Source organism: Xanthomonas dyei, assembly GCF_002939865.1.
GTDB classification, from domain to species: Bacteria; Pseudomonadota; Gammaproteobacteria; order Xanthomonadales; family Xanthomonadaceae; genus Xanthomonas; species Xanthomonas dyei.
Genome location: NZ_MDEE01000014.1, coordinates 110,702 through 118,597 on the forward strand (window position 1 = coordinate 110,702; position 7,896 = coordinate 118,597).

Annotated in this window: 5 protein-coding genes and 1 pseudogene; 1 reads left to right on the forward strand and 5 read right to left on the reverse strand. The window is 62.4% G+C overall.

Features of this window, described 5'->3' with window-relative positions:
* Nucleotides 1-41: 41 nt before the first annotated feature.
* The 5 genes and pseudogenes from XdyCFBP7245_RS11525 to XdyCFBP7245_RS11545 form a co-directional block, all read right to left on the reverse strand.
* A pseudogene (locus XdyCFBP7245_RS11525) lies at nucleotides 42-605 on the reverse strand (cytochrome c oxidase assembly protein); the annotation flags it as partial.
* Nucleotides 602-775 (reverse strand): hypothetical protein, encoded by a 174-nt coding sequence (locus tag XdyCFBP7245_RS11530; RefSeq protein WP_003484652.1) that lies wholly within the window; start codon nucleotides 773-775, stop codon nucleotides 602-604. The gene XdyCFBP7245_RS11530 and the pseudogene XdyCFBP7245_RS11525, both read right to left, overlap by 4 nt.
* Nucleotides 756-2,360: a cytochrome c oxidase subunit I gene (gene ctaD / locus XdyCFBP7245_RS11535; protein WP_046964238.1), complete on the reverse strand. Its 1,605-nt coding sequence runs from the start codon at nucleotides 2,358-2,360 to the stop codon at nucleotides 756-758. The genes XdyCFBP7245_RS11530 and ctaD overlap by 20 nt, the downstream gene beginning before the upstream one ends.
* Nucleotides 2,361-2,401: 41 nt before the next feature.
* Nucleotides 2,402-3,349 carry a cytochrome c oxidase subunit II gene (gene coxB, locus XdyCFBP7245_RS11540; protein ID WP_104615768.1) on the reverse strand — a complete coding sequence of 316 codons (948 nt, stop codon included), beginning with the start codon at nucleotides 3,347-3,349 and terminating at the stop codon, nucleotides 2,402-2,404.
* Between the two features lie 16 nt (nucleotides 3,350-3,365).
* Nucleotides 3,366-3,842 (reverse strand): DUF2244 domain-containing protein, encoded by a 477-nt coding sequence (locus XdyCFBP7245_RS11545; protein WP_170068618.1) that lies wholly within the window; start codon nucleotides 3,840-3,842, stop codon nucleotides 3,366-3,368.
* A gap of 279 nt (nucleotides 3,843-4,121) precedes the next feature.
* On the opposite strand from XdyCFBP7245_RS11545, the gene putA reads away from it, so the two are divergent.
* Nucleotides 4,122-7,322, forward strand: coding sequence for a bifunctional proline dehydrogenase/L-glutamate gamma-semialdehyde dehydrogenase PutA (gene putA, locus XdyCFBP7245_RS11550; RefSeq protein WP_104615769.1), 3,201 nt, complete (start codon nucleotides 4,122-4,124; stop codon nucleotides 7,320-7,322).
* The last annotated feature ends 574 nt before the right edge of the window (nucleotides 7,323-7,896 follow it).

Below are 7,896 nucleotides of genomic sequence, written 5' to 3' on the forward strand. Positions count from 1 at the left end.
GTTGCTTCCGTGTCGTGGTACGGGTGGATGAAGGTTACGGCGCCGCCCTGCAGTTCCGAGGTCAGCGCGTCATTGCGATAAAACGTGTAAGACAAGGTGATTGTGGTGACTTCCGCAGGCAACGCAGGGTCCACGATGAAACGCAGCGGCATATCGCGCGTCTCCCCGGCCTGCAGCGTCTGCGCGGTGAAACAGAAACATTCGGTCTTGTTGAAGTAGCCCGACGCACGCGCCGGTGCAACCGACGGCACTGCGCTACCCACCACCGCGCGCTTGCTGTCGTTGCGCGCGAAATACAGCGCCTCGTTGAGCTCGCCCGGCACCACGTCCATCGTCATCTGCTCGGGATGGAAGGTCCACGGCAGCTTCGAATTGACCCCTGCATCGAACTCCACCCGCACCGTGCGTTTGCCACCGCCCACCGCATTGGACGCACCCTCGCGGGTGCTACCCGGTGCGCGCTCCATGCGAATGCCGAAAACTTTTTCGCACGCGATGCGGTACAGCGGCACCAGCGAAAAGGTCAGCACGAAGACGCCCAGCACCACGCCCAGCAGCTTGAACAAGCCAGCGGTCGGCGCATGCGTGGGCGCGCGCGCAGTCATCGGCCGATGACGCCTGAGGCGATAAAGCCGGCATAGATCAGCAACGCGATGATCCCCACCGTGATTGCCGTGCGGCGTACCGCGCGGCGCTGCTGCGCCTGCCGCTCGGCAGCCGATAGCAGACGCGTCACTGCCGGCTCCGATGCCGACTCAGTGGCCGATGTCTTCATGCGCAAGATCTCCAGGCTTGATAACCGGCGGCACGGTGAAGGTGTGTGCAGGCGCCGGCGAAGGCACCGTCCACTCCAGCCCCTTTGCACCTTCCCAGGCGCGCGCATCGGCGCGGGCACCGCTACGTAGCGACGCAAGCAAAATGGCGGCCATCAGGAACGGCGTAGCAAACATGCCGAACGCACCGATCGAACTGACCAGATTCCAGTCGGCAAACACCACGTTGTAGTCGGGGATGCGCCGCGGCATGCCGGCCAGACCGAGGAAGTGCTGCGGGAAGAACAACAGGTTGACGAAGATCATCGTCCACCAGAAATGGAACTTGGCCCAGGCCTCGTTGTACATGCGCCCGGTCCACTTGGGCCACCAGTAGTACACCGCCGCAATCAAGGCAAATACCGCGCCGGTGACCAGTACATAATGGAAATGCGCCACCACAAAATAGGTATCGTGATACTGGAAGTCCGCCGGCACGATCGCCAGCATCAGGCCGGAAAAACCACCGATGCTGAAGAGGATCACAAACGCCACGGCCCACAGCATCGGCGATTCGAACGTCAGCGAGCCTTTCCACATCGTGCTGACCCAGTTGAACACCTTCACCCCGGTCGGGATGGAGATCAGCATCGTGGCGAACATGAAATAGATCTCACCGCCGAGCGGCATGCCCACGGTGAACATGTGGTGCGCCCACACAATGAAGCTCAAAAACGCGATCGCGGCGATCGCATAGACCATCGCCTGATAGCCGAACAGCGGCTTGCGGCTGAAGGTGGGGATGATTTCGCTGACCACGCCGAACGCCGGCAGGATCATGATGTACACCTCCGGGTGCCCGAAGAACCAGAAGATGTGCTGGTACATCACCGGGTCGCCGCCGCCGGCCGCGTTGAAGAAGCTGGTGCCGAAGAACTTGTCGGTCAGCAGCATGGTGACCGCACCGGCCAGCACCGGCATCACCGCGATCAGCAGGAACGCAGTGATCAGCCATGCCCAGCAGAAGATCGGCATCTTGAGCAGATCGATGCCCGGCGCGCGCATGTTGAGCACGGTGGCGATGATGTTGATCGCACCCATGATCGAGCTGACGCCAGCCACATGGATGGCAAACACACTGAAGGCCACGTTGTAGCCGCCCTGCAGCGACAGCGGCGGATATAGCGTCCAGCCACCGGCAGGCGCCCCGCCAGGCAGGAACAGCGTCAGCAACAACAAGGTGAAAGCGACCGGCAACAACCAGAACGACCAGTTGTTCATGCGCGGCAACGCCATGTCCGGCGCGCCGATCTGCAGCGGAATCATCCAGTTCGCCAGGCCGACGAAGGCCGGCATCACTCCACCGAAGATCATCACCAGCGCATGCACGGTGGTCATTTGGTTGAAGAATTCGGGTTTGACGAACTGCAGGCCCGGCTGCATGAGCTCGGCGCGGATCACCACGCTCATCGCCGCACCGATGATGAACATCACGAAGGAGAACAGCAGGTACAGCGTGCCGATGTCCTTGTGATTGGTCGAAAAGAACCAGCGCTCGACGAAGCCGGGCTGGTGGTGTCCGTGGTGATCGACTGCGGTATGCGCCATGACGGAACGACCTCTGTGAAGCGGTGCGGTTGCGAGCGGTATTAGAGAGCGGCGGTCGGTGCGGCAGATTGTGCTGCCACGGGAGCGGCCTCACCGTTAGGTACTGTCGCTGGTGCAGCCGACGGGGGAGTTGCTGCCGGCGATGCCGCGGGCACTTCATTTGCGGCGCTGCGACGCGATGCCAGCCAACGCTGGAACTCGGCCTTGGGCAGCGCTTCGACCACGATCGGCATGAAGCCGTGATCCTTGCCGCACAATTCCGCGCACTGTCCGCGATACACGCCCGGCTGCTCGATATTGGTCCACGCCTCGTTGACGATGCCCGGGATGGCGTCCTGCTTCCAACCCAGTGCAGGCACCCACCACGCGTGGATCACGTCGTCGGCGGTGATCACAAAGCGGATCTTGGTATTGACCGGCAGCACCAGGCGATTATCGACGTCGAGCAGATAATGCGGTTGCGACGCCACGGTGGGGCGTTCGCCGCTCTGCCGGATGCGATCCGATTCGCGCGCCAGACGGCTAGTGAATTCCACGCCCTGGCCCAGATATTCGTACTTCCACATCCACTGGTAGCCGGTGACCTTGACGGTCATTTCCGACTCGCGGGTGTCGTACATCGCAATCAGCTTGGCCGTCGCCGGCCATGCCATGGCAATCAGCACCACCACCGGAATTACCGTCCATAGCACTTCGGCCCGCGTGTTGTGGCTGAACTGTGCGGCGACCGCGCCTTTGGACTTGCGGAACTTGAACATCGCATAGCCCATCGCACCGAACACCAGTACGCCGATCACCACGCACACCCACAGCGCCACCATATGCGCCTCATAGGCCATGCGTGCGGTCTGCGTCACCCCGCGGCCCATATTGAGCTGCCATTCCTTGGGATCGGCCGATTGCGCCCACACGACCGGCGCGCCGACCAGCGCTGCCAGCGCCAGGCCCAACCTTGTGTACGTCGACTTCCAGCTGCTGCGTTGCGTCATTGCCTAGACCCTTACGTCATCGGTGACGGCCATTGGCGGCCGCGAGCAAGCGTTTCAGCGTATCTGCCAGTTCCACACGTTCGGCCGGCCCGAGAAAACTTCCGATCTCGATCTGCCTGCCGCTGCTCACCAACAGCACCCTGTCGTCGCGTTCCATGCATAGCCGCACCCAGTGCGGATGTGCCTGAAACGCTGGTGGCGCATGCCCGGACGGAAACACCTCAACGGCGGTCTCCCCTACCCGGATCGCTTCTTCGCGCTCGCCACTTCGCCATAACTGCCGTAGCGCCAACGCCACCACACCACTGTGCAACAGGGCGAATACCGGCGCGAATGCATTGCCGGTCCACCACCCCAGGCCCGCAAATAACCACATCGTTCCTGCCAATACTGCAAACAACAGCACGAACTGCCTGGCCGACAGCGCCCGCGGAGGCCGCAACCGCAATTGCGTCCCAACCCCTTCGGACATCAACGGCAGCACTTCGATCATTGGCAACACGCAGCGGACTGCGGGAACAGCCCGATGGTAGACCCGCGCGAACGTATGCGGCAAGCGTTTCCGCCGATCAAAAATTTGCTGCAGTGCAGCTAAAAACGCGTGGAAATCAATTACTTCACCCAAAGCGGCCGACTGGGCTTGCCGTTCAACGGGTCTGCCATCACACGCTGGGGCCACCTGCATAAAACGGCGGGAAAGCTGCCGCTTCCACACAAGTGCGCCGGGGCTCCCGCTCTCTAGAATGCGTAAGGATTCCCAGGCACCTTTCGCATGAACGCTCAGCTCGACTCGCTTGCCTCCATCGTCGCCGCGCCCCCGCTACTCGCGCCCGAACTCCCGGTCGCGCCCGGTGCATTGCGCGCTGCCATCACCGCTGCCTGGCTCAAGGACGAAGCCGAGCACGTGCACGAACTGCTCGACCAAGCGCGCTTGCCCGCCGCAGAGCAGGCCAAGGTGCAGGCACTGGCCGCCGATCTGGTCACCCGTGTGCGTACACGCGCCCAGGACCAGGGCGCGATCGAAGCCTTCATGCGCCAGTACGACCTCGGCAGCGAAGAAGGCGTGCTGCTGATGTGCGTGGCCGAGGCGCTGCTGCGCATTCCCGACCAGGACACCGCAGACAAGCTGATCCGCGACAAGCTCGGCGATGCGGACTGGAAAAAGCACATGGGCGGCAGCGACTCGGTGCTGGTCAACGCATCGACGTGGGGCCTGATGCTCACCGGCAGGCTGGTGCAACTCAACGACCTCACCCGTGCGGATGTGCCCGGTGCTTTCAAGCGCCTGATCGGCCGCGTCGGCGAGCCGGTGATTCGTCTGGCCGTGCGCCAGGCGATGAAGATCATGGGCCACCAGTTCGTCATGGGCCGCACCATCGGCGAGGCATTGTCGCGTTCGCGCAAGGGCGACAACGCCAATTACCGCTATTCGTTCGACATGCTCGGCGAAGGCGCATTGACAATGAAGGATGCGCAGCGCTATCTGCAGGCGTATCGCGATGCCATCCATGCGATCGGCCGCAGCGGCAGTTTCGTCGACACCGATGTGTTCGCAGCGCCCAGCATTTCGATCAAGCTCTCCGCGTTGTATCCGCGCTACGAACATGCCAAGCGCGCACGCGTGATGGCCGAACTTGTGCCCGGCGTACTGGAGCTCGCGCAGTTGGCCAAGTCGTACGGCATCGGCTACACCGTCGATGCCGAAGAGGCCGATCGCCTGGAGCTGTCGCTGGACATCATCGAGGCCACCTTTTCCGACCCATCGCTGGATGGCTGGGAAGGCTATGGCCTGGCGGTGCAGGCGTATCAGAAGCGCACGCCCTATACGATCGACTTCCTGGCCGACCTTGCGCGGCGCGTTGGCCGACGCATTCCGGTGCGCCTGGTCAAGGGCGCCTATTGGGATGCAGAGATCAAACGCGCACAGATCGAAGGTCACCCGGGCTATCCGGTGTTTACGCGCAAGCAGAACACCGACGTGTCCTACCTGGCCTGCGCACGTCGCATGTTTGCGCATAGCGATGCGCTGTATCCGATGTTCGCTACGCATAACGCGCAGACCATCGCTGCGGTACGTGCGATTTCAGCGGGTAAGACGTATGAGCATCAAAAACTGCACGGCATGGGCGACGACCTGTATGCCGAGGTGATTCCTGCCGATCGTCTGGGGCTGCCGTGTCGTGTGTATGCACCGGTCGGCTCGCACGAAGATCTGCTGCCCTACCTGGTGCGTCGCCTGCTCGAAAACGGCGCCAACTCCAGCTTCGTCAATCGCATCACCGATGAGGACGTTGCTATCGAAGACCTGATCCGCGATCCGGTCGAAGCGGTGTCGTCGTTTGCTTCCATCCCGCATCCCAAGATCCCGCTGCCGACCGACCTGTTGCGCAGCCAGAACCAGAACAGGAAGAACTCCATGGGCGCCAATCTCGCCAACGACAACGATCTGCGGCAGCTGGCCGAGCAACTCAATGCCGCCGTCAAACCGTGGAAGGCAGCGCCACTGGTACCCGGCGCGGTGATCAGCACCCCGAGCGAGGCGGTACTGAACCCGGCCGATCGCCGCGAGACGGTTGGGCACTGGCAGCCAGCCGATCCCGCGACGGTGCAGAAGGCGCTGGCCTCGGCAGCTGCAGCCCAACCGGGTTGGAACCGCACCCCGGCGGCAAGCCGCGCCACCATCCTGGAACACGCCGCCGACTTGCTCGAGGCGCGCATGCCCGAGTTCATGGCAATTTGCGTCAAGGAAGCGGGCAAGACGCTGCCCGATGCCGTGGCCGAAGTCCGCGAGGCAGTCGACTTCCTGCGCTACTACGCTGGTCAGGCGCGCGCGCAGTTCGGCGCACCCGAGCGCCTGCCCGGACCGACCGGCGAGTCCAATGAACTGCAATTGCACGGTCGCGGCGTGTTCGTCTGCATCAGCCCCTGGAATTTCCCGCTCGCCATTTTCCTGGGCCAGGTCGCCGCCGCACTCGCTGCCGGTAATAGCGTGATCGCCAAACCCGCCGAGCAGACCAATCTGATCGGCTACGCCGCAGTGAAGCTGCTGCACGAAGCAGGCGTACCGGAAGCCGCCGTGCAATTCCTGCCTGGTGACGGCGCCACCGTGGGTGCTGCACTGACCAACGATCCGCGCGTGGCGGGCGTAGCGTTCACCGGTTCCACCGAAACCGCACGCATCATCAATCGCACCCTGGCTGCGCGCGATGCTGCCATCGGCGTGTTGATCGCCGAGACCGGTGGCCAGAATGCCTTTATCGCCGACTCGTCATCGCTGCCCGAAGCCGTGGTGAAGGATGCAATTTCCAGCGCCTTCATCTCCGCCGGGCAACGCTGTTCGGCGGCGCGCGTGTTGTTTGTCCAGGACGACATCGCCGACAAGGTCATGACCATGCTCGCCGGTGCCATGGGTGAGCTGAAGATAGGCGACCCTGGTTTGCTCTCGACCGACGTTGGCCCGGTAATCGATGCAGATGCGCTCAAGATCCTCGACGATCACGCAGCTCGTATGGACCACGAAGCCCGCCTGATCGGAACCACCAAGCTGGATGACGTCACCGCACATGGCAGCTTCTTCGCCCCGCGCGCCTATGAACTGACATCGCTCAGCCAGCTGCAACGCGAGGTCTTCGGCCCGGTCCTGCATGTCATCCGCTGGAAGGCAGATCAGCTCGACGCTGTCATCGACCAGATCAATGCAACCGGCTACGGCCTGACGTTGGGCGTGCACTCGCGCATCGACGAGACCATCGACCGCATTACATCGCGCGTCGCGGTTGGCAACGTCTACGTCAACCGCAATCAGATCGGTGCCGTCGTCGGTGTCCAGCCCTTCGGTGGCCAGGGCCTGTCCGGCACCGGCCCCAAAGCCGGCGGCCCGCACTACCTGCTGCGCTTCGCCACCGAGAAGGTCGTCACCGTCAACACCACCGCAGCTGGCGGCAACGCCTCGCTACTGACACTGGGCGACTAAGCATCCCCTCGCCAGGTGCTTTGGCCTGCTGAGAAGACAAAAACCCCGCTGAAGCGGGGTTTTTGTTGTGTCTACATACCAACAGGGCGCGGTGTTTGTGTCGGCGCAGTTGTAAGTAAAAGGGGGTCAGCCATTCTTGCGCAACGGCAGCGCTGACGGTTTTTCGTTGGGTGTTGATGTTGAAAACCTCGCGATAGCCGGAGAGGCATCAAAGTCGATGCACCGATGCCCTTGGATGCCCTTGGATGCCCTTGGATGCCCTTGGATGCCCTTGGATGCCCAAAGTATGGGAGCGCGACGACTTGGGGAAAGTGGCGCTAACCGCATTTCCTCGACGTGTTTACAGCGCGTTGAGGACGCTGATTGACCTTGAATAAGGTACCGCCTACGAGGTGCTTGTCGGGGACGTACTATGGCAACGACCGGCGGGAGGGGTTGCGATTATATTTCCAATTTTGACGCAAGAAGAAACCCTCAGTCCAGTTGGACTGAGGGTTTCGGGTAAAGCCCCTGGCGATGACCTACTCTCGCATGGCTTGAGCCACACTACCATCGGCGCAGCTGCGTTTCACTT